The following is a 23,464-nucleotide window of genomic DNA, read 5'->3' as shown; positions in this document are numbered from 1 at the left end:
ACTACACCTGGCGTCACGCGATCCTGACAGCTTCCCCGGCTAAATGGACACTCAATGGTTCAGTCCGGAGCCGCGACCCCTACCCCGGCGGCCTCCAGCGCTGCTCGCAGGGCCTGGGCCAGCGTGGCGGCTTCTGCACCATCTCCGTGCAGACACAGCGTCTGCGCGGGCACACTGATCACTTCGCCGCTGACCGCCACCGTCTGGCCCTGTAGCGCCAGAGCGACCCCCTGCGCTACCGCAGCCTCCTGCTCGAGCAGTGCTCCTGCCTGTCCGCGAGGCCACAGGCTGCCGTCCGGCGCATACCCCCGGTCGGCAAAGCCTTCTCCGATGGGCCTGAGTCCGGCCAGACGGGCTTCGAGAAGCATCACGCTGTGCTGTCCGGCCAGACCGTAATACAGGGGCACACCGCTGTCAGCGGCCGCACGGGCGATGGCAGCGGCCAGGACCGCGTCCTTGACGGCCATGTTGTAGAGCATGCCGTGCGGTTTGACATGGGCAAGCCGCACGCCCTGCCGCGCAGCTACGGCTTTGAGGGCCTCGATCTGCTCGCGCACGAAGGCCGTGACTTCGGCCGGCGGGAAATGCAGTTCTCGGCGCCCGAAGCCCTCGCGGTCAGGAAAGCCCGGATGCGCACCGGCGGCCACCCCGTGGTGTGCCGCAAGACGCAGGCTTTCACGCATGTTCTCCCGGTCTCCGGCGTGCCCGCCGCACGCAATATTCGCGCTGGTCACAAAGGGCATGATGGCCGCCTCGTGCTCGCTTCCCTCTCCCAGATCGGCATTCAGATCTATGCGACGTTCCGTCATGGCCTGTTGTACCACCAGCGCAGGGCGTCCTCGGCCAGACGCAGCGCCTGCTCCTGGTCACGGAGCGCGGTCCTGGCCTGCACGGTGTCCACCAGTCTGAAGTGCAGCCGGTCGCCGGGCCGCAGCTGGCCCAGGCGTGGCAGATCTGCCCTGGCCACGACCAGCGGCGTCGGGTAGCCGCCGTGGGTGCCGGCGTCGGGCAACAGCACGATCGGCCGTCCATCCGGCGGCAGCTGCACCGCACCTGGCACATTCGGCAGGCTCACCCGGCCGGGATCATGTGGGGCGCTGAACGTCTGGGTCAGGCGCGCACCCATCCGGTCCACCTGCGAACTGACCGTCAGCTCTGTCTCCACCAGGGATCTCAGCAGCTCAGGGCTGGCTTCTGCCGTCGCCAGAACCCGCAGGGTCTGCTGCGGCCCCACCGGCGTGTACAGGTCCGGCGACACCCAGGCCCGCGGCGGAACTGCTGGTGGCACGGCCCCAGCCAGGGTCAGCCGGTCACCGCGCTGCAGGGCCCGTCCTCCGAGCCCGCCGAAACCACTGCGCAGGTCGGTGGACCGGCTGCCAAAGGCTTCGTCGCCCGCCAGCCCGCCCCGCACCGCCAGAACGGCCCGCAGTCCACGTGAAGTGCCTCCCACGCTCAGCGTCTGTCCGGCGCCCACCCAGACTGCTTGCCATAATGGCAGCGGGGCACCGTCCAGGCTGGCTTCAAAAGGCGCTCCACACAGGGCTACCAGGGCGTCGGTGTGAAAGCGGAGGGTGGGACCCTGCAGGGTCACTTCCAGCGCCGCCACGTCCGGCGGGTTGCCCACCAGAGCCTGGGCCAGCCGCAGGGCCACCGGGTCAGCGGCCCCACCGGCAGGGACTCCCAGGGCACGCGCCTGCCGACCCGTGTCCTGAAGGGTGCTCTGCAGCCCTGGCTGAAGCACCTCGATCACGGAACCACCGGCTGAAAGCGCACGCGGTCTCCGGGCTGCCACAGCAGAGGCTCAGGACGGCTGAGATCAAACAGGGGTGCGTCTGTGTGGCCAATCAGCCGCCAGCCGCCCGGCGTCTCCCGTGGGTACACTCCCGCCCAGGGCCCGCCCAGTGCCACGCTTCCAGCCGGAACCCGCTCACGCGGTGTAGTCAGGCGCGGCATCTGAAACGTGGGCGGCAGACCCGTCAGGAAGGCAAACCCCGGAGTAAATCCCAGAAACGCGACCTCCAGAGGAAGGTTACACAGGGCTTCGATGAAGGCCGGCGTGCTCAGCTCCACATGTGCCGCGCACCACCCCAGATCCTGCCCATTGAAAACCACCGGGATGATGACTTCGCGGCCGGTTGTGCCATCTTCCTCATCCAGGAGGCTCAGCTGGGTGCGCAGGCCCGCCTCGAGCTCAACGGGATCCACCTGCAGGGAATCGAACAGCACGGTCAGCACGTTCAGGGCTGGCACGGTCTCACGTACGCCCGACAGGGGAGAGGCGAGCAGGCTGGCCCTCAGCGCCTGGGCGCGGCGGGAATGCACCACCAGGGCCGCGTCGCCCAGTACCTCGAAGCGCGGCGTGTCCGCATTCAGGCCGTGTGTCACGCGTGCATCATTTCATGTTGTGGCGCAGGGCAGGTACGCTGGGCTCATGGCGTCCGGTGAGAGACATTTCCGTGTGGTGGCTGTCCAGCCCAAGTGGCATGCCCAGGACTTCACCAGCGCCGCGGCATTTCGCCGCTGGATGCGAACTCAGCTGGAGCAGGCCCGCCCCCACCTGAGCGCAGACCGGCCGACCCTGGTGGTCCTGACCGAACTCAATGGTCTTCCCCTGGTGTTGCGTGGGGCTCCCTGGGCGCCGCGACTCAGTACCTTCGAGCGGGCCGCCGCCGCGCTGTTTCTGGCCCGTCTGGCGTCGGCCCTGCCGCTGATGCTGCGCGAACGGATCAGTCCGGTGCGTGCCCTGCAGCTTGCAGGCAGCGAGCCCAATACCCGCCTGTACCTGCACACCTGCCGGGACCTGGCCCGTGAATACGGAGTCTATCTCTGCTGCGGCAGCACGCCCATGCCCCGATATGTGCGCCATGGCCGGCATCTGAAGCGTGAGCCCGGCGTGCTGACCAACCAGACGGTGTTGCTCGGGCCTCAGGGCAACCTGATTGGGGCGACTGACAAGGTGCATCTCACGCCCGCCGAGGAACGGGCGGGAGGGGACCTGACCCCTGGCCGCCTGGATGAACTGCGGGTGTTTCCGACGCCGGTCGGGGACCTGGGTGTGGCGATCAGCCTGGATGCTTTCCGTGGGGACGTGATCGGGCGCCTGGAAGCCCAGGGCTGCACGGTACTGCTGCAGCCCGATGCCAACGGTGCTCCATGGACGTCTCTGGAGGGGTTGCCGCCTGATCCCCAGCAGGTCCGTGACCAGCCCGTAGCCTGGCTGGAAAGCAGCTGGACAGCCACCACTGGCGGCCGGAGCATCCGCTACGCCGTCAATCCGATGGTCGTCGGCAACCTGCTGGACCTGACCTTTGATGGCCAGAGTGCCATCACTGGCCGCCCCGAGGATGCTCCCGAACCCCTCAGCTACGTGATGACTCCGCCCCGTCAGGGCTTTCTCGCGCTGGCCCCCTGGGTGGAGGAGGGCCCTGCTGAGCAGTTGCGGCAGAGCGGTCTTGACCTTGCGGCTCACAGTGGCCATCCGCGCGAGAACACTTACCGCACAGACGTGCTCTTCGCGGACCTGAGCCTGCCGGCCAGCACGTGTCCTGCGCCAGCCCGTACCCCTCACGAAGAGGCATTAGAGGCAGTGCTGCACGGACATATCAAAGCGTCCCGGCGGTATGAAAGCTGGGCGGCACTGGGCGCCGGGGTGCTGGCCCTGCTTGCGTTGATCCGCCGGATGCGTTGACAACTTCCAACCTCCCCCCTATACTTCCCCTCGCGCTCAGGACAGCACCTGAGACGCACCCACCGCAAGGGGGGTTGGCCGAGTGGTTGAAGGCAGCAGTCTTGAAAACTGCAGTAGGGCAACCTACCGGGGGTTCGAATCCCTCACCCCTCGCCATAAATACCCAGGTTGGAGAGGTGGGTGAGTGGTTGAAACCGCACCCCTGCTAAGGGTGTATACCGCAAGGTATCGAGGGTTCGAATCCCTCCCTCTTCGCCAAAACTTATCAGGATGTGCCCGTAGCTCAGCTGGATAGAGCGTCTGACTACGGATCAGAAGGCCAGGGGTTCGAATCCCTTCGGGCACACCACAGAAAACTCCCTCCTAGAGGGAGTTTTTTCTTTACGACTCCGGGGCCAGGGGAAAGGCGTGACTTGTTTGTGCCTTACGAAGCCAGAGCCTAGGTTTGCCAGCTCTAATCCCTTCTCTGAGTGCATCACTTCGTTTTCCAAGGGGCCTGACCTCTCTGAGGCATTGACTGGTGTTTGTATCTGCTGAAGCCTACTAGGTGCAACTGCTGACTTGAACCCGCGTCTGCTGGGGTCAGTTCTGGACAGTTCCAAGGCAAAACCTCTGCTGAAGTGTCGGGATGTTCACGCCGTCAAAGTACCCGTCCATCTTCGCAAAACCAGCAATGGCCTGCTCTATCCACTCCCGTCTCACTGCTCCATCGCTCAGCAGGTACTCTTCCGTGATCAACGCTGGAGCGACCCCTAAGGCGAAAAGGATGGCCGCGATGGCCACACCCGTCCGGTCCTTGCCTGAGGTGCAGTGGAGCAAGAGCGGGAGCTCGGTCTCCGGAGCAGCGGCCGTATGAACCACTTTGCCCAGCCACCGGCGCACCTTTGGATGCTGCGTGTCGTAGTTCTCAACGCCGTCATCAGCCGGAAGATGAATCTGCTGAGCTCCAAACAGCCACGTGGGACGATCTGGTCCCCGCCTGAGATTCATCACAGTCGCCGGCTCCCTGATGGATGTCGCATCCGTGACGTGATCGAGCTTGCCGCCACGGAGAAGACGCCCGTGATGGAGGAGCGGCTGTCCTGTGATCAGATTCAGCCACTCGCCAACATCTCGGAAGTTCACGCACCCAGCGGTGTAGTCCAGACTCATGCACCCGCACGGTACCGGGTTGGCGATCTGGACGCATGGGCCATTTCGCTTGCGCGCGCCTCGACCCTCAGATTTCTAAGAGCCAGGGTCAGGTAGGACGGTGGTGTTGGGCGGGCCTACCCTGGTCATCTTTCCAGACAGCCCATCCGTTCTGGGCTTTGCCTGAAATATCGACTGCGGCCGTGCTAGGGCTGGCATATTCCTTGTCTTCGAGGTATTCCAGGTATTCTTCGCTCTTCTCGGTAAGGTGCCCTGCGGCAATCATCGCCAGCCGCCGCTTCCCGGCTCCTAGCCCACTACTATCACCTGAGACTCGGTTCAGGGCAGTACTACCTGCTTTCACCGTCCACGTCCTAGCGGTGGGGTTATAGATTGCATGGGCTACTGCACCAAGGATCTTGTAGGTAAACAGGATGCCTTCGGAAGGCTGGATAATTGATCTCTTTCCCAACAGTACATCTCGTTCAGTCTCGGTGATTCGGTTCATCTCGGCTGCGGCGGTCGCGGCCAGCTCGAAGGTTTGAATACCGAACTGTTCCATGACTGCTTGCACAATTGCAGTCTTTTCCCTACGAATGCGCGCCTCATCCAGTCTTTGTTGCTGACGACGCTTGATGTCTTGCACAGCATTTGCAAATGCATCAGCCTTCCAAGTATCAACATTCAGCAATGCGGCAAGATCGTCCGTAAAGGTCTGACCCTCCTGACCCAGTTCAAGCTTGAGGGTCGCGCGCTCCTCCCACTTCCCAGGTAAGTGTTCGTCAATGACGATCCATACGCGACCATTGGTGACTATTGCCCAGCGAGTTCCCTCGTTTACTGCGTAGGTGGCTGCTTGCTGGAATTGCGTGGCTCCTAGCGTGACATTCATTCCCTTGAGTTCGAGGGCGAACTTGCCTTTCTCAGTACGAACCAAAAAGTCCGAACGGTTGCCCGTAGCGTTGGTTTCCTCAGGGACGACCTCGGCGGGGTTCCATATGTCAAACCCGGCAGCGTGCAGGAGCCGCAGGACAATAGCCTGTCTGACCACCGCCTCGCCAGGATTTGGTGTATGGGCTAACCATGTCTGGATGGCACTTACAGCTTCCCTAATACGTTCCTGCGCGTTGGGCATGTGCTGTCGAGTGTACCAATTGGACTTCTACCAGGACTTCGACACGGGCGAAGTAAGACTTTGATTGTTTCTATTGTTTAGGTGGGGATGTCACCTAGAGGCTGCCAAGAACGGGTGTAAAGTTCTGGGACGTCACTCTGGGTGGAGTGAGGATGGCCCGATTCTAATCGTTCCTACGGGCTCTACTCTCACGCCTTGTGTCAACCTAGAGGTATGGGATTAGCTACCTCAGGCGCACACCTCGTAAACAAACGCCTGGCATTGCCCCTTGGAACAAGTTATTTGGTACTAAGTGAAAACGATACGCGTGGGGTCCTCTTCCTTCTCTCAAACGACGGGTGGGCAAAAGCATGGGAGCTTGGTCGGGAGTGCAATTTATGGGTTCACTTCACTCTAGGACTAGGACAAGGCATCGAGTACGTAATTACCCTTGAGGAGAAGGGTGCGAACTTCCAAGGAGGACAGAGTGGCAGCGGTGCCGTCATCTCTTCCGGGAACTTCCTTGCTCAAGTACTTCTTGAGCTGGACCGCTACTAACCTTGGGGAATGAGGCCATCTTTGAGTTCATCGAGGTTTTCCACCACCGTCAGCGTTGCGCACTTGGTTACTTGACTCCCTTGACGTTCGAACGCCAACTACAGCTGCTTAACTTCAGCTACGCAATACCGGGTCAAGGCCAAGGTGGCAGCTGGCCCTCAGGGAGAGAAGCCTGGAGGGCGCGTTTGACCGCCTGCATGCTGTAGCCCAGCGACAAGCCCGCGAAAGGAAACATCAGGGTCGTGCCGAGCCCTTGAAAGGCGCCTTCGATAGCGCGGCGGTACTCCACACCCCCCAAGCCCACCACTGTGTTGACCTGGTGGAGGTGCAGGAGGCGGACTTGGCTCTGCAACTCCGCGACCGAGATAGGCCGCGTGGCGGCTTTCTTGAACGTTACTTCGTACTGTTCGGGGAGCAGCTGCTTAGGCTGGAGAAACCCGTATTTGGCGCTCAAAATCACCCACTGATCTCCGAAGCGCTCCGCATACTGCCGGTGCAGCACAAACGGCGGTCCCGTATAGGCGTCCTGGGCTTGAACCGCGCCAGCGTCCGGCTGCTTGGCCCAGATCTTGCTCGCTCCACACGGCACAATCACCAGGATTCCCGACATGCCCCATCATGCCAAACCGCCAGTCAGCCCACCTCCAACCTCGTCTGAGAGAATGGGTCCATGAGCGAAGCTGGGGATGCCCTCCGCAAACGGGTGCTCTTCGAAGCCTGGATGGCGGAGCATCAGCCCTTCAGCGTCCAGTTCGCGCAGAAAGGCGAGGCCATTGACCGCCGCACCGTGCTGGCCCGCCTGACCACCCTGGCCGGCCGGCAGAGGGCTCCTGAATACGTCTATGTCTTAAGTGAACGTCGGCCCGAAGAAATCACTCCCGCCTACGTGGGGAAGGCGCGTTCCCCGGTCACCCGGTGGACCCAGCACCTAGCTGGCCTCACTAAGGGCGAAGGCAGCTACGCCCGCTGGCGCCAGCGGTTCTTGCGCGAAGGCCATGAGACGGTTCGGTTTGACCTCGACCTTCTGTTGGTGGGGGAGACTCAAGTGCAGTTCCCTCCGCTCCCAGGATTCCCGACGACGATCGGGGCCGTAGAGTATCAACTCGTCGGTCTGGCGGCGGGCGCGTATCCGCTGCGGCTGCTGAACCATGAGGGCCAAGCCCGATGACGGTCCTGCAAGCTTGGTTGGACGCTTTTCCTGGTGCCCGATTCGCTCCACTGTTCGAAACGAATGACGATCTCCAGGTGCAAACGCATCAACGCGGAAAAGCAGGGGACCGCCGGATCCTGACCCGCTCCGTCCTGTTCGAGACCGCCATGATCGAACTCATCGAGGAAGGTCTCGCCCAGGAGCAGTGGACGGGCCTGGTTTACTTGATGGGCTTCGGGCCACAGCATGACTTCAGCCCGCTCTACGTGGGGAAGGCAGAGCGGCGAGGAAAAATACATGCCGTGAGCAAGAACATCGCGAACATCCGTCGCAACCCGGACAAGTTCGCCCGCTGGGGCTACGGGCTGGACTACCACTTGGGTGACCTCAGTCACGCGATGTTTGGCTTCTCTGCCTATCGCGGCCCAACGGGCAAGTACCGCCGCTGGGCACAGACGCTCTTCGCCGTCACGGATCCGCCGACCCTGCACCGTCCGGTCAGCATGCTGCTGTTGCCCTGGTTTGAGGGCAGCCGTGGGCCGAGCGGTTTCCAAGGGTCGGTGGCGTCCGCAGAGAAAGAGGTGATCGCCCTGGCCTCCGCTCTTCACAGCGAATGGCTGCTGAATGTCGATGGACGGTGATCAGCTGCTTCGGTCCTCTGAGGGGCGGCGCTGTTAGGCCTCGTTGGTTCAAGGTGGGCTGACAAGAGCCGACACACCTAACTGTTAGTCCCATAGACGGGTTTCTTGCCCCTGTTCCATAGGTGCATGACAACGGGGACAAGGGCCCCCGACAGTCCAAATTTCCCAGCGGTGCTTTTTGGAGCGAGGGCAATTGGGTTCTCGGTCGACACGACCGAACTGACCGATGACCACGTCCCGCAGCTTTTTGCAGTCCATACACGAGATCGTGGTGGTCGTGGCCGCCATCCCGTAGTCCTGGCCCCCAGAAACTTCAGCCTTGTACTGACAGGAGGGACACGTAAAGAGGTAGAGGGAGCCCACGTTAAGCCTGTAACTCGCTGGGCCACTCCCAGTGATGGGGAATGATCTGGATGTTACTCAGTTCTGCCAGACTGCTGATCGTCACGGGCTTGATGGCTACGAATGGGTTGTAGCCGTTCCACATACCCGAGTAAGGGAAGACGAACTCATGAGGGGCGACGTACTGGCCATCTCGGGAGATCAGGAAGCATAACGGCCAGTCCGGTCGATACTCGAGTTGCCATTGATGCTCCGGGTTCAGCTCCGGCGTCAGGCCGAGGGCTTCGGCGGGCGTGCATTCCACCCAGAAGGCGTCCGGCCGAGTCTGGGGATTGATCTGCTCACATGAAGGCCAAGACGCACGAATGAACATGATGCCTAGCATCGTGGCGTACCCTCCAAATGTTCTCAACGTTCCCCCGCTGGGGGCATTCCAATTCGGGACCATTCCCCTTCCTCAATACCGCGGCACGTTTCTGGCCTCGGCCATATGGTTGGCCAGGCCAATCACTTGTTCGGCCAAGGCTGCGGGAGCGAGCGGGAACCCGAAGCGAGCCAGAACATCCCGGCGTAACACTGGACCCGTCAACGGTTGCTGGTCATACACCCCATAGGTTTGCTCGAGGGCCGTGAGCGCCCCGTGTAAGCGAGTTGAGTCCGGTAGACGCGCCCGCTTGATGTGTTGGTTGTGGACCGGATCGCTAGGGACCAGGTTCCACAGGTCGTTGATGGGATGGGCGGCCAGGGGAATGAGGTGGTCGAGGTCAAAGTTGCTGGGGGTCAGCAGCTTGTGGGTCCAGGGGCAGTGGAAGACGGCACCTTCCAGCATCAACAGCTGTACTTGATGGCGCTCCCAGGTCAGCGGAATCCGGGCAGCGGGCGTGGCGGTCAGCAGCGTAAACACCTGCCCCCGGGACACGGGCACATGCTGGGTGACCCGTTCCACGTACAAGCTCCACTCGTGCAGACACAGGGCTTCTACCCACAGCGACAAATCATTAAAGGTCTGCCACAGGGCCGCAGAGACCACAAAGGCGGGCTCGGCAGGGCGCGTGCCTGCAAGAAGATGGCCGCTCAGAGCTTGGGCTGGGGCAGGCATCCCGAACAACTTGTGGCTGCCGCCCCCGCCGGCATATTTGACGGGTTGCCGGACCGCCTGAGCGATAGCCGCGACAGTAGCCTCGGTGAGCCGTTGCAAAGGCTCGGGAAGGGTGCCACGACCCACTTGAAACGCGGCGAGCAGCAGCGCTCCGTCCGCGGGCTCACTGCGGGTGCCAGTCCACGCTTCCCAGGCCCCCCGCAGAGACGTGAGCGCGTCTCGGAAACTGAGATCCTGCCCAATCCCGGTCGCGCGTTGGGCCCGTGGGCCCTGGTAGACCGGCGTGTCGCCCACAAAGGCCCAGTACGAGACCAGCCACCGCTCGGCGATGAGGCGAAGGGGAACAATGACGTCCTGCTCAGTCGGCACAGGATGCAGGAGTGCCAGATCATTGATGGCCCTCACCAGCGCGAATTTGTACGAGTTGGATTTGGCTTCATGGCGCAGCAGCGTGGCGAGGAGAGTGCGACCGTCAGCCATGGGTCCACCGCCAAGAGGAAGCGGCGGCGTCCACGATCAAGCTGCTGGCGACCGCTTTGCCGCCGCAGGAGCTCCATGCGTTGAACAAGACAGGCTTCCTCAGGCCCGGCCTGAAGGTTGATTCCGGTGATACAGAGTGCTGGAATCACACGCTGAGCACTCCGCAAAGAACTCGGATCCCGCTTTGCGAAGTTTGGCTTTCGCCTGACACGTGGGGCAGGTCAGTTGGATTCGCGTGTTGCCGTCGCAGTCGAGGCACTTGATGTAGTACCCGTATTTTCCGTAGGCCACCTCCACGTTAGAACTCTGACAATGCCGGCACGTGACAGCCGATGGACCTGATGCCGTGGCCATTGGCGCAGGAGGTACAGACACCGGCGCAGAAGGAGGCGGAGGTTCAACGCTCACCGACAGAGCTGGAGAGGCTCCCGGTGGAGGAGTCGCATATCTCCCATAGGTGGCTGTTGGAGCAGAAAGGGTGCTCCCCGCGGGCGCTGAAGCGGTTGGATCCCCCTCCTGGACACGGGGCGTATGCCTGGCCCGAAGAAACGCACTGACCCGAGCAAGCTCCTCTGGCGTGATCGTGACTCCCCAAGTATTCGAACGAGGATCTTTGCTCAACGGGTGGGCTAGCTGGATGTGATCTGCGATGAGCTGCCGCACCCGGTCAGGCACCTGATCAGCCTTGCGCACATCCGGTAGCTTCCCTTTGTGCTGCACGACGCCCTGATCACTAATAGCCACGACCACATCAATGACAAACGCCCGGAACGTCTTTTGCTTCAGTCCGAAGAGGGCTTTGCCCAGCAGATCCTCCTTGTGAGCATCTAGAAAGGAGCGCAGGAAATCTGCTTGCCGCTTGGCCTGCAGAACAGGGGAGGGCATGCCAGCCCAGCGCCCATTCCACTGACGGGCCCACTCTTCTCGCTCATTAATGCGTACGGCGCTGGTCACGCTCTTGCTCTCAACGATGATCGCGCCGCTGCGGTGCAGAACGAGATGGTCGATCTGTGCTGCTTCCTGTCCTCTCTCAAAGCGCAGATTGTGGAAGACGTGGACGTCGGGATCACTGCCATAAGCCCGCCGCAGGTAAAAGGCCATCTGCTTCTCCGCTTCATCTCCGGCGCGTTGAAACCGGTCACTGGTCGGGGGTGCCTGATGGTCTTTGACAATCATGGATAGGCTCAGCATAGCGTTCTGGATGTAACTTCAAAGGCTAACTCGGCCCGCCTGTGAAACCGGAGCTGCTTGAAGAGTAGGGGCCTGCACAAGGGCCATTTACGCGGCCCAGGCCACCATAAGGATGTGGTGCCCCAGCCTCCAGAAGCACAAGCAAATGTGGCGCTCACTCGATATATGGCGAAGGTGTTTTCTAGACGCTCTAGCTCAGTGTTGCTTCTGCCTGTTTCAGGGTCTGGACAAGCGCACTGATCGAAGCCTCTTTCGTTTTCCCTCTCGGCCTGGGGCTGGCACAGGTCATCAAGTGTCGCTCTCCTATAAGAGGCCTGATTTGCTCCGCCACAGAGGACGCGGATGTCCCTGTGGCGATGACGACTTGAACGTTCGGGAGCAGCTTCATCAGCTCCCCCAGTTCCTTCAGGCCAGCAGCCACCTCATTTCCCGTTGGCTTTTCAGAGGGTGTGCGCCAGGGAACGAGGTTCCAGAGAACGAAGGACATGCGGCCAATCAACAATGAATGCACGGCCTTGTTCACCGCTTGAGCGGTGGAGTCGTGGTTCTCCATGGAAACGAAGCCACTTCCCGAGTGTGGCAGGGCATGGGGGCTGGGGCTGGTTAAGAGCAAGAGGATTTTTGCCGAGACTCCCCCGTCCTCGGGATCAAAGTCGGGCACGTTGTCATGTCCATGCTCCTGCCTGAGCCGCTGTACGTAGTGGGTCAACGGCAGGGCATATGCTTTCTCCAGCCGTCCCCGCTTTCGCGGCCACTGCCCTTCCGTTTCGTAGGACACGCTCCGATCTTATCGGAATATCGTTGTTGAGCTGATGTTCTCGATGACTTGACGGGTCCTCCAACCCTGCGAAGCTCGTGCGGATGGTCTCGCTGCCCTGGAATCGGAGCTGGCTGGTGGTGATTCCACAGGCCACTCTGGAGCAGGAACGTCTGGGCCCGCAGTTGCAGCTGGTCCTATTTGGCGTGGCCAGGGCCACGTCAGGAGGCTCACCTGCCGTTTCTGACGGCTCGGGAGACCTAGGCACCCGTCATGTGGTTCAACAGTGCAACCTCTGTTGAAGGCCAGTCAGGCCCGCAGTGTCGGGGGGCCTCCAATGAACCAAGGCGTTTCCTCTGCGCCTAACCTCTACCATCATGGCAATGGAGTTCACGCCTGAACAGCAGAGGATCGTCGACCACGGAGACGGCCATGCCCTGGTCTTTGCGGTAGCAGGCAGTGGCAAAACCACCACCTTGGTGGGCCGCATCCGGCAGCTCGTACGGAAGCAGGAAGTGCGGCCGGTACGGATTCTCGCCACCACCTTTACCCGTGAGGCGCGGCGCAGTTTGGAAGAAAAGCTCGCCCAGTATCCAGAATGCACGGGCGTGGCGGTTCTGACCCTTCACGCCTTAGCCACCCGCATTGTCGACCGCGCGCGGGACATGGGATTCACCGAACTGGTCATTGGCGAGGAGCACTTCAGTCACCGCCTGTTCAACGAGGCCCGCAAGCTGCTGCTCGCGGAGCTCGACGAGGCCGACCGTGATTTTGCGGCCCAACTCCGGCAACTGGCCTTCAAGGACTTTGAGACGTATCTCGGCATTCAGAAGGGCAATCTCCGCTTGCCTTACATGCCGGCAGCCCTTCCGGAGGCCGCTGCGGCCCTGATCACGCCGCCAGACGCCGGCCCAGACGTCTATGCCCGTCTCTACGCCAAGCATGATGAACTGCGTCGCCGGGAAGGCAAACTGGACTACGACGACCTGATCGTGGCCGCCTGGATGCTGATGTCGCGCTTCCCGGCCCTGCACGACGACATCACGTCCCGCTGGGATTACGTGAACATCGACGAGTTCCAGGACGTCAACCTCGCCCAGAGCGAAATGATGCACCTGGTGGCCCTCCGCGCCCGGTCCTTCATGGCCATCGGGGACGATGATCAGACGATCTATCAGTGGCGCGGCGCGCACCCGCGGTTCATTCTTGGCTTTGCAGGGCGCTACGGCGCCCAGGAATACACCTTACCCAGTAACTTCCGCTGCCCCTTGGGCGTCATCGCCCTGGCAGACAAGGTCATCGCAGAGAACAAGGTACGTGCGCCCAAGCGCCTGCGGGCCACGCGGGGCGGCAGTGGCGTCCACCTCCACTCCCCTCGGGCCGGAGAAGCGGCGCGGGTCGCCATCAAAGCCATCTCCGAGGGCCACAGCCCGGAAGAAGTCGTCGTACTGCTCCGCACCTATGCCCAGTCGGCCGAGATCGAGCAGGTCTTTTTGCAGGAGAAGGTGCCCTACCGTCTGGTCGGCGCCGTCCCGTTTTACCGGCGGGCAGAGGTCACCACTCTCACGGCCTACCTGGAGCTCGCCCTGGCGGATCTAGACCTGATGAACGGTGAGGAGCTCAGCACCTCTCGGCGAGAAAAGGTACAAAAACTCTGGCGGACGGTGGCGAACCGGCCTTCCCGGTATCTGAAAACCGCAGATGTTGAGGCTATTGCCCGTCAAGCGTGGCGGGGGGAGCGAACCCTGGCCTCAGTGCTCGAGAGTTACAGCGCCGACCAGCCCGAGCATGTCCGCAAGCCCTTGACGCTGCTGGCCACCTGGCTGGACTTTTTGTCCGAGGATATGGGCACCACCCCAGGCAAAGACGTGTTGCTGGATTTTGTCAGCGCCATCGGGTACCGCGAGTACCTGATTGCCTCGGCCCCGACGCAGGAGTTCGGAGAGGAGCGTGCCGGGAGCATTGATGCCTTGGCCGAGATGGCCCAGACGCGCTCACTCGGGGCCCTCATCACCCATCTGGCCGAGCTGCATGAGCAGGTGCGCTACGAGGAACAGCTGCAGCGCCGCGGGAACCAGGACGTCCCCCGCGTGACCCTCATGACAGCGTTCCGCGCCAAGGGGCTGGAATGGCCGGTGGTCATCATTCCAGACTGTATCGCTGGCATCTTCGGCAACAAGCCGAGTGCGGACGCAGCAGCCAGCGAGGAAGAACGGCGCGTCTTTTATGTGGCCATGACCCGCGCCCAGAAAGAATTGCACCTGATCACCGGCGATGACGATGACACCACCGACTTCCTCAAACAGGTCGCTTACGAATCGGTCGTCGGCCAGCATCACCGGCTCGCGGGCCTGCTCCAGCGTGACCCTGGAACCTGGACGGCAGTGGATACCCTCGAAGCAGCGCAACTCCTGGGGAGATACGAACACGAGGCTTTTGTGCAGCGCTGGGTGGACCGGACCTACCGGGCGCGACTGTTAGGCCGGTTCACCGCCCTTCAGGGACAGCTGGCCAGGCAGGGCCGTGACGACGTCCGTCAGGCAGCTGGGCGGGCGCTAGACCTCACTCGCTATGCGCAACATGGTCCCGTAGACCATCTCGCACCCGAGATGGAGAAGGCGTTCCCAGACCTGGCGGCGGTGTGTGAAATCCTGACCCAACCCACCGCTCCGGCGTCCGCCCGTTCCTCGGCGGTCAAAAAAGAACCTGGCGTCGACGCTTTGGGCCGAACGGCCGCGAAAAGCGTCGATCTGAAGGTAGGCGACCGGGTTAGGCATCGCAAACTGGGGGAGGGGGAGGTGCTGCAAGTGAGCCAAGTCGCCGGACAACCAGAAGCTCTGATCCGCTTCACCGCGGAGACCAAGCGGGTGTCTCTCAACTTCACTCGTCTCGACCTCATCTAAAGGGCACGAGACCCATCTTGAGAAATGAGCAACACATTTTCACCGGCGCCAACCTCACTTAAAGGGTGGGGATTGCACCCAGTATGAGAGGGATGAGCAGCACATTTGACCTAAGATAGTTCCACTTTGAACGATAGGTCAGTGAGGATGTCACGGGGGCACCATGTCCTCTGTTGAAGAGCGGATTATTGCGGCCCTCAAAGCACGGGGGCCCAGCACTTTGGAAGAACTTGTGCAGTTGGGCGTCATGCGAACGCCCGGAGCCTTAAAGAAAGCAGCGGAAGCCAGTGGCGGTCGAATCCTCAATGAGGACGGCCGCCTGCTGCTACCTGGTCAGGCCGAAGAACCAACGACCTCCGACGATGCCTCGCTCAACCTGACCGAGTACGTGATTTTTGACCTGGAAGCCACTTCGGCTGACCCGGATGAGGCGCAGATCCTCGAACTGGCCGCCATTCGGGTGGTAGACGGGCAGGAAACCGAGCACTTCCAATGCCTCATCCGCGATGTTCCTCTCCCCAAGGCGGTGGCACAACTCACCGGGCTGACAGCCGAAGAGTTGCAGGCCCACGGGGTACCGCTGGGGCAGGCGCTGACCGACTTTAAGCGCTGGCTGGGCGACGCCGCCTTGCTGGCCCACAACGGCCAGCACTACGACCTGCCCGTCCTGCGCCGAGCGCTGGAGTCAGTCAAGCTCGACCTGGGCGCACGGCCTGTGCTGGACTCCCTGTTGCTCGCCCCCTTAGCGTTTGCACGCGATCCGGAGCCGCCTGAGGTGTACAAGCTCGAAGCCCTACACGCGCGGGTCGCCGGTCACGTGCACCAGTCCGCCCACCGGGCCTTGGAGGACTGCCGGGCCACCCTGCAGGTCGTGAACGCCTGCCTCTCCCGCCTGCAGGCCTTCCCAGAGGCCCACCAGGCCCTGCTGCAGGTGCTGCCCGTACCAGAATTCCGATTGGTCTGGTTGCGGCCGAGCGTGGACGTCAGTGAGGTAAAGGCCAGGGCGACCCGGGTCCTCCGAGAGGATGCCTCGCGGGCGCAGGTGCTGCACCAGAACGGAACCACGCCAAAAACCTGGCGCGACCTGTTGAGCACCCCGCGCCCAGGACAGGAGCGCATGGTCGACGAGGTCCGCCGCACCTTAACTTCCGGAGGGGTCAGCATCATCGAAGCGCCCACCGGAACGGGAAAGACGCGGGGCTACCTGCTGCCGGCTCTCCTGGAGGGGCAAGCCAAGCACCCCATCATCGTCAGCACCCACACCCGTCAATTGCAAAACCAGGTCCTGGAAGAAGCTGAAGCCGTGCGCGCCGCCGGCTTCAACGTCAATGTACTGGCCCTCAAAGGTCAGGCGAACTACCTGTGCCCAGACCGCCTGGCCCGCTGGCTCGCCACCAAACACGATGGAGAAACCGGACAGTTGTTCATGCCGCCCGGAGAAGCGCGGGCAGCCGCCTTGTTTGTGCTGCATGCCGAAAAAGGCGAGTTCGATCATTTCCCGGCGACCCCCTTGCGGTTCTCGGCCGACTACCGGCGGCTGCGGCAGACCGTCGCGACCGTCCGCGCGCGCTGCTCGGAAGCCTGCGACTTCCACCGGACCTGTGCGTACCACCCACTGTTCCAAGCGCGGCAAGACGCGCAGGTCATCGTCATCAACCACGCCCTGCTGTTCCAGACCCTGATTCAGGGCAAAGAGGAACTCGAAGGCATTCCGCTCTCGCGGCTGGTTATCGATGAAGCGCATGACTTGAGCGAAGCGGCCCAGAGCGCCTTGCGCAGGGAATTTAGTGTGCAGGGACTGCGGGCCCTGCTCAATGAATTGCTTGAGCAGCGGCCGCGCCGGTTAGGAGCAGACGCGGCCAAGCTCGGCCGGGACCTGCTCGTCCTGCTTGGCGACTACCCGGCCCGGCACAACAGTGGCCGGGCTTTGCTCGCCGAATTGCGCAGCCTCATCAGTGACGCTCCTCAAGCGCCAGATAAGCTGCTCGATCCCACCCAAGATTGGCTCGCGCGGCAAAGCGACCTCCCCGACGAGGTGATGCGGGCTTTTACCCTCTGGAAACGCCGGGTGGTCAACGAGCAGGGCTTTCTCAGCGGGGCAGAGCGCCAAGCCATTGAGCACAAGGCGTACGAGGTGGTGGAGCTCATCCGCCGATTGGTGCCGCGGCTTGCTGACCTGCGTGAGGACCTGGGCGGCTGGCACCGCGCGCTGCGGACGTTCGCGATGCAGCACGGCCAGGGCAGCAGCAGCTTTGGCTACACAGCCGCCATCACGCCCGCCCAAGCAGACTCACCAGAGTTCCGGGCGGTGCGGGAGAGCGGCCAGCGCATCCTCAAGCGTCTGCCGCTCCTCTCGCAGTACCTGCGTGACCTCGCCCGCTTGCCTGCCCTCAAAGAAGAGGTCGAGATTCTGTCTGGCCGGGTGGACGCGGCCCATGAGACGCTCAAAGGGCTGTTGGGCCGAGACCCAGGCCAGGACGTGTACGCCGTCAGTGCCGGCGATGAGGAAGGCAGCCTCTGGAGCGTGCCGCTCTGGTTGCATGAGCGACTCGCACCACTGTGGGGGGCCTTAAAGTCTGCCGTGTTCACGAGTGCCACGCTGCGCATTCCTGGTAGTGAATCGGCCCACGGAGAGGGAGAAGTCGAGGACTTCGGCCTCTTCCAAACCGAACTGGGGCTGCCCGAGGCCCGCTTCCTGACGCTGCCGCCCACCCTGCCGTACGACCTCGGGCAAGTGCTGCTTGCTGGGCATCTGCCGCTGACCCGGCAGCCTACGTTCGCCGCGATGGCTGGCCAGGAACTCTCGTACCTGGCGCCGCAACTGCCGCACCGGTCGCTGCACATCCTGACCGCCAACGAACGCCAGCGCGGCGTGTCCAAAGTGTTGCAGGACGCGGAAGTGCCTCATCTCTCGAGCGTGAACGACGGGCCAGACCGGGTCGTACGGGACCTGAACGCCCGGCCAGTCGGCACCGCCTTGGGCTCGGCCGGGTTTATGCAAGGGGTGGATATCCGCAACCTCAGCATGGTGAGCCTCGACCGGGTCCCGTTTCCTATCCCAGACGTGGTGCTCAGTCAGCAGCGGGTGGCCCTGGGTGACTTTGAAAAGTTCTGGAACACCATCTACCTGCCGCGCGCAGTGCTGAAGTTTGTTCAGGCTTTCGGCCGCCTGGTCCGCGATGACCGGCAGGACTGCGGCCCCGGGGCGTTCGTGCTCTGGGACAAGCGCCTGCCGGTCAGCCACTACCAGGGCCGCTTTTTGGGGGCGCTGCCTATTCCTCCACAGAACATTCACCGGCTGAGCAGCCGTGAGGCGCTGTACGACGCGCTAGGCGGCCTCTATGGTCAGGTCTTCACCATGCCGCCGTTGGTCTCTGCCAAAGGCTGGCTGCTCGCCGAGTTGCGCGACCTGCTGGCGTCCGAGCCACGAGAGGCCTGGCCCGCTGTGCTGGAACGCGGTCTGCGTGAGGTTTTCGAGATTTCGGGGGCGCAGTTGCGAACCGGCCAGCTGAGCGGCATGCTCGCGGCCCTGGACGGGCAAGACTTACTGACGGTGTTGGCGACCGGCTCGGGGAAAAGCGTCATTTTTCAGCTACCAGCGCTGCTGTCCGATGGATATACGCTCGTCATTTCACCGCTGGTAGCCCTGATGCAAGACCAGGTACTGCGCCTTCAGCAGCTCGGCCTGCCGGCCGCAGGGTTGTGGGGCGGACTGTCGCGGGGAGAGCAGCTGGCGCAAATTCGGGATGCGGAGCGGGGCGACGTCAAACTCCTGTATGTCGCGCCAGAACGCGTGACGCGCAGCAAGGACTTGCAAGAGCTGCTGAGGCAGCATCCACCAACGCGGGTGGTGTACGACGAAGCCCACTGCTTGACCGAGTGGGGCCATGACTTCCGCCCGGACTACCTGAAAGTGCACGACACCCTGAGCCACTGGGGCCTGCGGCCACCGGTCTCGGCTTTCACGGCGACCGCCACGCCCGCCGTGCAAAAACAATTGGTTCAGTTGCTGGACATGCAGACGCCAGTGCATGAAACCCAGCCAGTGGAACGCCCGAACCTGCACTACCGCGTGATTGGCACCACCAAAGGGCAACGCGATCAGGTGCTGGTGGACCTGATTCAGGGGCTGCGCCGCACAGAAGCGGGCCGCGAAGGGCGAATCATTGTGTATGCCGGCAGCCGCGACGGCACCGAGCGGGTGGCCGCCTTGCTGGGGGAGATGGGCATCCGCGCCGAGGCCTATCACGCAGGTCTCTCGCCAGCCATCCGGGCCGAACTGGTGGAACTCTTCCAAGACCGGGACATTCAGGTGATGGTGGCCACCAACGCCTTTGGGATGGGCGTGGACGCTCCGGACATCCGCTTGGTGGTGCACTACGACGCGCCATTGTCTTTGGAAGCGTACGTGCAGGAAGCGGGCCGAGCCGGTCGGGATGGCCAGCCCGCGTACGCGGTGCTGTTGAAATCCGGCAACCTTCGCCGGCGGGCCACCAATCTGATTGGGAAGACGTACCCGAGCGGTCAGGACGTCGAGGCGCTGCTCTCCCGCATCAGTGCGGCCACCTACCCGACCGAACGCGAATTGGCCGATGAGGATGTGGACATCTCGCGCCTGTCTACGGTGCTCCACCTTCTGCAAGAAGCCGGGGTGGTGGAGGCGGACTTCGTGCCGGGCCCTTACCGGGTTTTCCCGCTCTATGGGGTAGACCCGCCGAAAGACCCGCAAGTGCAGGCCCTGCTGGAGGCGAACGGGGCTGTTCACCTCACCCGTGAGTTCGGCCGTGAGGCGGCGGATGCCCTGCAGGAGAAGCTCCACGCTTACGCCCGCGAAGGGCGCTTGGGTGTCAACCCGCTGGCGCCAGCGCTGGACGTGCGGATCCGCCGCTGGGACCTCAAAGCCTACGAAGCGAAGTGCAAGAAGCTGCGCGAGCAGAAACTCGGGCGCTTCGGAGAGTTCGAGCGGTTCCTGACCGCCCAAGGCTGCCGGGAGTATCAGCTGCACGCGTACTTCGATCAGCACCGGCAGCCCTACCACCGTTGCGGGCGGTGTGATGTTTGTGCGCCGGACCTCAGTGTGCCGTGGAGCGGGCAGCCCAGCCAGAACCTGAGTGACATCTGGAACCCGGAACGCGAGCTGCTGCGCATGATGCATTACTTCCAGCATGAAGCGAGTGGGCCGGGAAAAGCCCGCGGGCGCGGCACGTTGATTCAGCTCCTGCGGGGGGAAGAGGGCCAAAAGCGCGGGGACACTTTCAAAATGTTTTCGGTCTTTGAGCGCTCTGCTCCTGGCTACCGGCTGCTGCGTTTCGTGGATGACAAGAAGATCGAGGACGCTATCGACCGTCTGGTCCGGCAAGGGGCGGTGGCTCCCCGGACGGAAGGCGGCTTCGCGGTCCTCGCGCTTACTGACACAGGACTTAAGGAGGCACAGAAATGGACGCGAGCCTAGTCGCCCGGGAATTAGAGATGGCCCTGCTGGCCAAACTGCTGGAAAGCAAGTTTGTGAATGCAAGCAGCAACTTGACCTTGCCGGCATCTGTGTTGCTGCACTTGCTGCGGGCCTATCTGGGGCCTCAAGTGACCTTGGCAGACCTGCGCCGCGCCGTCACTGAGAGTTCGCTGCTGACCTGGAGCCCGTACAGCCGAGAGATCATCGTGGACGGCATCTGCAGTGCCGATGGTGTGCAGCTTAGGGTGCACCGCTGGAATCCTTCCGCCGCCAGTCGCGGGCCCTTCGAAGCGAAGCTCCGAGAGCATGCGGCCCGCCCTCGGCCCCCCATCGCGGCCACCGCTTACTGTGGGGGTGCGCTGGGTCTCCGGGGCGTAACCTTTGACGTCCGCAACGAGGGATACGGGACACAGGCCGATGTGCAGGTTCAAGGGGTCGAGGCCCCCGACTGGGTTGAGGTAACGCAGGAAGGCCAAAAGGTGACTCTTCAGGCCCGGCCTCAGCAGGCGGGCGTGTACCGGGGTCAGGTCACTGTCCTGACCAACGTCAACGACCTGACGTTTCCAGTGTCCGCACAAAGTGCCGAGTATGTGCTGCCTGCCCGCGATGAACTGATTCTGGATGAGCTTCTTCCGGACCATCCGGATCTTGACCGACCGGCAAGTGAAGCCATGCTGGAAGCGCACTTGACCCGGTTGCACTTTGAACGGTTGCCGGGGGGCCTCTTTATTCGAAGGGGCCTGCACAGCGTCCAGAGCCGCACCACGGAATGGTGGTTGGGGGAGGCCGCGCTGAGTAGTGGCAGCGTGCCCGCCAGCGGGTATCCCGCGCAGTTTCTGCTGTACCTGGACGTTGACGGCCGCACTGACAAATTCCCCCCACTGCAGGTGGAGGCGCAGCACGGGCAGTTGGGAGGGGAGTTCGCGGAACTGTTCGACCTGCTGGACGTTCAAGAAGGGCAGAAGTTGACGCTGAACCCTTTCCAGGGCGGCTTCAAAGCCACCCTCAGCCCGGCTGAACCGTGGCGGACGGCGGTGGGGCACACCTACTGGCTGCAGGGACCGCGGGAGGCGGTGCTCGCGCAGAAGGACGTGTTGGAGTTTCTGTTGCGCCGCAGTGACGACAAGAACATCACGGTGAACCTCCTGCTGTGCGGTGAAGGGGACTTGCCGGTCGATCTTGTTCGGCAGCACCGAGCCGGTCGGCTCACGATCCGCTGGGCCGAAGCGGCCTTGCCGTACAAACTGTTGGTGTGCGGCGAACAGGACGCCGGCTACGCGCCTCCGTATGGGGCGCTGCAGCGCCCGGTCACCATTCCCCAAGTGCTCTGGGAAGCCTCTGCGCCCCTGCAAGGCCAGGATTACCGTGAACAGGCTTGGCAACGGGGACGCAGTGGGGAAGGAACCGGAGAGGGCGGCTTACTGGACCTCGACCTCAGCGTGGCCATGGCCAAACTGGCGCGCGCCATCGCTCCCGCTGAGCCTCCGACCTCAACACCGACCCTCACCCCCAAACAGAGGGAACGGCTCATAGTCGATCTACCACGCCGGGCCCGACAACTGAGCGTCGATCAACGGCCGGTGGTCGCCGCCCCGCACCTGGCGGCTCTCCACCTCAGCGCTGACCAGGTGAACGCGGGCGCCAACGGGTACCGCGTGACGGCCGGTGGGTACCTCGTCCGCCGTCATCAAGATGTGGGCCGGCAGAAGGAGTGCGCACGCTATCTGGGTCATCTCTATGGCGGCGTCATTCATCATTCGCAGCTGCGCAAACTGGTGGAGGCCTTCACCGGCCAGCACCTGGAGCCCACCTCTTTTGTCACAGCGTCGCTCGACGTCATGGGGTGGGCCGGTAACGGCTACCGACGGCCCCGGCAGAGCTGGGAACCCACCAGACGTGAACTGGCACCGTTTGTAGCGGAGGTTTTGGCTCATTTTGACCGGCGTGAAGAGGCCCTCGACTGGCTTCGTCGCAATGTGGCGGCCAGCGAGGAGCAACTCGCGCGGGCAGTGGGGAAGGCCGAACCGATGGTGTCGGCCCTCAAAGCGCAGGCGGCCCCCCGGACCCTCCCTCCCCGGACACCTCCGCCGCGGCAACCAGCGATATCGTCTGTGGTCAAGGCCCCTGCACCTGTGGCATTGCATGCTCCGGCAGGGCCCCATCCGGCTCCGGCGGTCCTCCGCTTCGCACCACTGCAGACCTTGACGGAGACGTTGCCCGATCCACGTCGAGCTGCCGCCACGCTGATTCGGCTGGCGGTGATTCAACTGGTCCGTGAAGAAGGGCCGATCACCGAGAGTTGGCTGGTGCGGCGCTATGCGGCTCAGTCTCGTCTCAATCCCATTCAAGTGAAGGCTGGCGTGATAGCGGCCGCTCTTAACGCTGCGGCGCAGAAGGAAATACTGCGGGTGGTCCATCCCTGCGGCCAAACGGACTACCTGATTCCTGGCCAGCCAACCGTGTTGCGAGAGCGGGGCAAGCGGTCTCCTGAAGACATTCCCTTTGGCGAGTGGTGCGCCCTCCTGCATGCTTTGCCGCTCAAGCCTGGCCACGACAACCAAGACAAAGCGTTTGGAGCTGCCGCCAACGCTTACCGTTTCGGCATGGCAGCCGCCCCTTCCCGTCCTATTGTGGGACGGGCCTGGCAAGCCATTGAGCACAATGCTGCTCGGGCTTGAGCCTTGGTACTCGCGGCCGATGATGAGACAGCCGTTGACTGACAGCGGCTTCGCGCTCTGGCGAACACTTATTGATAACGACGCAGATTGGCATCATCCCTGGGCTTTACACGTTCCTACGAGGTCGTCACAGACAAGGTCGGCTGGTTCAGACCCAATGCAAACCAGGCTCGTTCTCCATAGTCGCCCGCTTATGCCGCGCTGGGGGGCTGGTCTAGCAAGGGTCAGGGAGGAGGTCATCGATATCGACTGCACCGTGGCGTCCGGATTTTTACCTAGA

The 23,464-nt window shown here is 62.8% G+C and carries 16 protein-coding genes and 3 tRNA genes; 9 read left to right on the top strand and 10 right to left on the bottom strand.

What is annotated here, in order from left to right:
• Window positions 1-59: 59 nt before the first annotated feature.
• The 3 genes from pxpA to IEY49_RS17465 are packed head-to-tail and all read right to left on the bottom strand — an operon-like array spanning window position 60 to window position 2,385.
• Window positions 60-809 (bottom strand): 5-oxoprolinase subunit PxpA, encoded by a 750-nt coding sequence (pxpA, locus tag IEY49_RS17475; protein ID WP_189011106.1) that lies wholly within the window; start codon window positions 807-809, stop codon window positions 60-62.
• Complete coding sequence (locus IEY49_RS17470; RefSeq protein WP_189011104.1) at window positions 806-1,750, bottom strand: 5-oxoprolinase subunit C family protein; 945 nt, start codon at window positions 1,748-1,750, stop codon at window positions 806-808. The genes pxpA and IEY49_RS17470 overlap by 4 nt, the downstream gene beginning before the upstream one ends.
• Window positions 1,747-2,385, bottom strand: coding sequence for a 5-oxoprolinase subunit B family protein (locus tag IEY49_RS17465; RefSeq protein ID WP_189011102.1), 639 nt, complete (start codon window positions 2,383-2,385; stop codon window positions 1,747-1,749). The genes IEY49_RS17470 and IEY49_RS17465 overlap by 4 nt, the downstream gene beginning before the upstream one ends.
• A gap of 46 nt (window positions 2,386-2,431) precedes the next feature.
• Here IEY49_RS17465 and IEY49_RS17460 point away from each other — a divergent pair, with 46 nt between their 5' ends.
• The 4 genes from IEY49_RS17460 to IEY49_RS17445 all read left to right on the top strand — a co-directional run bounded on the left by IEY49_RS17460 (window position 2,432) and on the right by IEY49_RS17445 (window position 4,037).
• On the top strand, window positions 2,432-3,688 hold the full coding sequence (locus IEY49_RS17460) for a nitrilase-related carbon-nitrogen hydrolase (RefSeq protein ID WP_189011100.1): 1,257 nt from the start codon (window positions 2,432-2,434) through the stop codon (window positions 3,686-3,688).
• 68 nt (window positions 3,689-3,756) lie between these two features.
• Window positions 3,757-3,844: transfer RNA gene (locus tag IEY49_RS17455), tRNA-Ser, on the top strand.
• 14 nt (window positions 3,845-3,858) lie between these two features.
• Window positions 3,859-3,946 (top strand) — tRNA-Ser (locus tag IEY49_RS17450).
• Between the two features lie 14 nt (window positions 3,947-3,960).
• Window positions 3,961-4,037: transfer RNA gene (locus IEY49_RS17445), tRNA-Arg, on the top strand.
• Window positions 4,038-4,270: 233 nt separating this feature from the next.
• Here the strand turns inward: IEY49_RS17445 and IEY49_RS17440 are convergent.
• From IEY49_RS17440 to IEY49_RS17430, 3 genes are all read right to left on the bottom strand, one after another.
• Entirely contained in the window at window positions 4,271-4,840 is a 570-nt protein-coding gene (locus tag IEY49_RS17440; RefSeq protein WP_189011098.1) for a tyrosine-protein phosphatase, read from the bottom strand.
• Window positions 4,841-4,928: 88 nt separating this feature from the next.
• Entirely contained in the window at window positions 4,929-5,954 is a 1,026-nt protein-coding gene (locus IEY49_RS17435) for a DUF4357 domain-containing protein (RefSeq protein WP_189011096.1), read from the bottom strand.
• A gap of 670 nt (window positions 5,955-6,624) precedes the next feature.
• On the bottom strand, window positions 6,625-7,101 hold the full coding sequence (locus IEY49_RS17430) for a DUF6884 domain-containing protein (RefSeq protein WP_229780889.1): 477 nt from the start codon (window positions 7,099-7,101) through the stop codon (window positions 6,625-6,627).
• 60 nt (window positions 7,102-7,161) lie between these two features.
• Between IEY49_RS17430 and IEY49_RS17425 the strand changes: the two genes are divergently transcribed.
• Both IEY49_RS17425 and IEY49_RS17420 read left to right on the top strand, forming a co-directional pair.
• Window positions 7,162-7,659 (top strand): GIY-YIG nuclease family protein, encoded by a 498-nt coding sequence (locus IEY49_RS17425; RefSeq protein ID WP_189011094.1) that lies wholly within the window; start codon window positions 7,162-7,164, stop codon window positions 7,657-7,659.
• A gap of 149 nt (window positions 7,660-7,808) precedes the next feature.
• A complete protein-coding gene (locus tag IEY49_RS17420; protein ID WP_189011201.1) occupies window positions 7,809-8,282 on the top strand; it encodes a hypothetical protein in 474 nt (157 codons plus the stop codon).
• Window positions 8,283-8,646: 364 nt separating this feature from the next.
• On the opposite strand, the gene IEY49_RS17415 is transcribed toward IEY49_RS17420, so the two are convergent.
• The 4 genes from IEY49_RS17415 to IEY49_RS17400 form a co-directional block, all read right to left on the bottom strand.
• On the bottom strand, window positions 8,647-8,997 hold the full coding sequence (locus IEY49_RS17415; protein WP_189011092.1) for a hypothetical protein: 351 nt from the start codon (window positions 8,995-8,997) through the stop codon (window positions 8,647-8,649).
• Between the two features lie 84 nt (window positions 8,998-9,081).
• Entirely contained in the window at window positions 9,082-10,203 is a 1,122-nt protein-coding gene (locus IEY49_RS17410; RefSeq protein ID WP_189011090.1) for an HNH endonuclease signature motif containing protein, read from the bottom strand.
• A gap of 99 nt (window positions 10,204-10,302) precedes the next feature.
• The gene (locus tag IEY49_RS17405; protein WP_189011088.1) at window positions 10,303-11,379 is read right to left on the bottom strand and encodes a nuclease-related domain-containing protein; all 1,077 of its coding nucleotides are present in this window, start codon (window positions 11,377-11,379) and stop codon (window positions 10,303-10,305) included.
• Between the two features lie 205 nt (window positions 11,380-11,584).
• Entirely contained in the window at window positions 11,585-12,172 is a 588-nt protein-coding gene (locus IEY49_RS17400) for a uracil-DNA glycosylase family protein (RefSeq protein ID WP_189011086.1), read from the bottom strand.
• A gap of 362 nt (window positions 12,173-12,534) precedes the next feature.
• Here IEY49_RS17400 and IEY49_RS17395 point away from each other — a divergent pair, with 362 nt between their 5' ends.
• From IEY49_RS17395 to IEY49_RS17385, 3 genes are all read left to right on the top strand, one after another.
• Window positions 12,535-15,054, top strand: a complete 2,520-nt coding sequence (locus IEY49_RS17395; protein ID WP_189011084.1) for an ATP-dependent helicase — start codon at window positions 12,535-12,537, stop codon at window positions 15,052-15,054.
• 163 nt (window positions 15,055-15,217) lie between these two features.
• A complete protein-coding gene (locus tag IEY49_RS17390; RefSeq protein ID WP_189011083.1) occupies window positions 15,218-20,506 on the top strand; it encodes a RecQ family ATP-dependent DNA helicase in 5,289 nt (1,762 codons plus the stop codon).
• Window positions 20,491-23,184: a hypothetical protein gene (locus tag IEY49_RS17385; RefSeq protein ID WP_189011082.1), complete on the top strand. Its 2,694-nt coding sequence runs from the start codon at window positions 20,491-20,493 to the stop codon at window positions 23,182-23,184. Before IEY49_RS17390 ends, IEY49_RS17385 begins: the two co-directional genes overlap by 16 nt.
• Window positions 23,185-23,464 lie beyond the last annotated feature (280 nt).

Source organism: Deinococcus malanensis (assembly GCF_014647655.1).
Lineage (GTDB): Bacteria > Deinococcota > Deinococci > Deinococcales > Deinococcaceae > Deinococcus > Deinococcus malanensis.
Note: the sequence above shows the minus strand (reverse complement) of the source record. Positions and strands in the feature narration are given on the sequence as shown.

Coding starts and splice junctions, on each gene's coding strand:
- IEY49_RS17460 (WP_189011100.1), top strand. CDS start 2,432: ATGGCGTCCGGTGAGAGACATTTCCGTGTGGTGGCTGTCCAGCCCAAG.
- IEY49_RS17420 (WP_189011201.1), top strand. CDS start 7,809: ATGATCGAACTCATCGAGGAAGGTCTCGCCCAGGAGCAGTGGACGGGC.
- IEY49_RS17390 (WP_189011083.1), top strand. CDS start 15,218: ATGTCCTCTGTTGAAGAGCGGATTATTGCGGCCCTCAAAGCACGGGGG.
- IEY49_RS17410 (WP_189011090.1), bottom strand. CDS start 10,203: ATGGCTGACGGTCGCACTCTCCTCGCCACGCTGCTGCGCCATGAAGCC.
- pxpA (WP_189011106.1), bottom strand. CDS start 809: ATGACGGAACGTCGCATAGATCTGAATGCCGATCTGGGAGAGGGAAGC.
- IEY49_RS17440 (WP_189011098.1), bottom strand. CDS start 4,840: ATGAGTCTGGACTACACCGCTGGGTGCGTGAACTTCCGAGATGTTGGC.
- IEY49_RS17435 (WP_189011096.1), bottom strand. CDS start 5,954: ATGCCCAACGCGCAGGAACGTATTAGGGAAGCTGTAAGTGCCATCCAG.
- IEY49_RS17430 (WP_229780889.1), bottom strand. CDS start 7,101: ATGTCGGGAATCCTGGTGATTGTGCCGTGTGGAGCGAGCAAGATCTGG.
- IEY49_RS17385 (WP_189011082.1), top strand. CDS start 20,491: ATGGACGCGAGCCTAGTCGCCCGGGAATTAGAGATGGCCCTGCTGGCC.
- IEY49_RS17405 (WP_189011088.1), bottom strand. CDS start 11,379: ATGATTGTCAAAGACCATCAGGCACCCCCGACCAGTGACCGGTTTCAA.
- IEY49_RS17395 (WP_189011084.1), top strand. CDS start 12,535: ATGGAGTTCACGCCTGAACAGCAGAGGATCGTCGACCACGGAGACGGC.
- IEY49_RS17425 (WP_189011094.1), top strand. CDS start 7,162: ATGAGCGAAGCTGGGGATGCCCTCCGCAAACGGGTGCTCTTCGAAGCC.
- IEY49_RS17415 (WP_189011092.1), bottom strand. CDS start 8,997: ATGTTCATTCGTGCGTCTTGGCCTTCATGTGAGCAGATCAATCCCCAG.